1 protein-coding gene is annotated in these 2,061 nt (G+C 59.0%); it reads left to right on the top strand.

Annotated elements, in window-relative coordinates:
• Positions 1–457: 457 nt before the first annotated feature.
• On the top strand, positions 458–2,061 hold a 1,604-nt coding region (locus ACFVXJ_RS31250; protein WP_389666834.1), incomplete at its 3' end, for a tyrosinase family protein.

The raw sequence follows: 2,061 nt of genomic DNA, 5'->3' as shown, positions 1-2,061 counted from the left end.
GCGATCTCCCACAACCCGTCCGGAACAATCCAACTCCACGTACCCCGCCCCATAGCAAGGCCAACGATGCCCCACCACATAGGACACGGTCTTAGCCGCCTGAGCAGCAACGATCCCCTTGGTTAGTTTTCATCGATCAGGTAGCTCGACGCAGCAACGCAGAAACATCGTCACAAGATGCGACCAGGGAGAACCGATCCTACGATTGCCTTATCACCGTCCAGGTCGCGCATCCCGTGCCTCGACCAGCCCCGCGATCTCCGGCGAGTAAGGACCCACAGGCGTCGGGCTATCAGCCTTCCTGGCTTGCACCAAGAGGCTCCTCAACTCGCGAAGAGCTAATCGGCTTACTGACGGTGATCGCGAATAAAGTCGACTTAATTCTCGTCATCGCTTTGAGTCGGACTCAGCGGGAGCTGATCTCAGATTCGTCACGCCGCAGTGAAACAGGAACTGGATGAGCGAGATGACAGACAAACGCCAGGAATATAGAGGGCACCAAATCGAGCTGCTTGGGCGGGGGCAAGGGATCGAGCTCCTCGTTGACGCCAAGCCTATCAAATACGGCCAGCTTTCTGGCGGGAAGTACTTTCTGCGCGAGTTTGCCTACGATTGGGCAGACAACCTGACAGACCTCGCAATGAGATTCATTGACTATCGCGATACGATCGATGAGAGTCGCGTGAGGTCGAGGCTTATTGCGCGTGGGGCACTCCGTGTTCGAAAGAACTATCGCAGTCTAACCGATGGGGAGCGTGATCGCTTCGTTCAAGCGCTCTTTGAGCTGAAGACGAAGGGCATTGTTGACCAATTTGCCAGGGTGCATGCATCGCAGTTCAACAACGGCATACACATGACCTCACACTTCCTGCCGTGGCACCGGGAATTCATCCTCAGGTTCGAGGCTGAATTGCGTAAGGTGCACCCCGACATTACGCTTCCCTACTGGGACTCGACGGTCGACCGCAGTCCGTCTGACCCCCTTTGGAGGAGCACCTTCCTGGGGCAATTCGATCAACCCTGGCGCCTTAACCGGGCCCTCGGCTCGGCTGCACTGCCAACGCAGCAGCAAGTGCAGGCCAATCAGACTCGTGGATCTTATGACAGCTTCTGGGACGAGCTTGAAGTTGACATTCACAATCCGCCGCACCGCTGGGTTGGTGGTGTAATGTCTTCGGCCGCTTCGCCCGGCGATCCGGCATTTTTCCTGCATCACTGCTGGATTGACATGCTGTGGGCGCGATGGCAAATTGCCCATCCCGACGTGCCGTTCGTGTCCAGCAGTGCGGGCTTCGGTCTCAACGACCCAATGGCAGAGTGGCCGGATCGCACGCCCGCACAAGTCCTTGATCACCACGTTCTTGGCTATAGCTACGATTTCGAGCCCGCTCCGGCCGCTCCGGCCCGGAAGGCGGACATCGTCTGGCACCACGACAACACCGGCGAGACACAGATCTGGCAGATGGACGGTGACAGGATCACTCGGCGAGCCACCGTGGTTGGGGAAAACGGTAGCCCGGCTCTTGTGGGACCACCGTTCCGGATCATGGGTGTGGGTGATGTGACAGGGGATGGAAAGGCCGACATCGTCTGGCACCACGACAACACCGGCGAGACACAGATCTGGCAGATGGACGGTGACAGGATCACTCGGCGAGCCACCGTGGTTGGGGAAAACGGTAGCCCGGCTCTTGTGGGACCACCGTTCCGGATCATGGGTGTGGGTGATGTGACAGGGGATGGAAAGGCCGACATCGTCTGGCACCACGACAACACCGGCGAGACACAGATCTGGCGGATGGACGGAAGCCGGATCACCGGTCGAGCCACGGTTCTCGCCGAAGAGCCCAGCCCGGCTCTTGTGGGACCACCGTTCCGGATCATGGGTGTGGGCGATGTGACAGGGGATGGAAAGGCGGACATCGTCTGGCATCACGACAACACCGGTGAGACACAGATCTGGCAGATGGACGGTGACAGGATCACTCGGCGAGCCACCGTGGTTGGGGAAAACGGTAGCCCGGCTCTTGTGGGACCACCGTTCCGGATCATGGGTGTGGG

Source organism: Streptomyces sp. NPDC058279 (genome assembly GCF_042881255.1).
Classification (GTDB): Bacteria; Actinomycetota; Actinomycetes; order Streptomycetales; family Streptomycetaceae; genus Streptomyces.
Note: the sequence above shows the minus strand (reverse complement) of the source record. Positions and strands in the feature narration are given on the sequence as shown.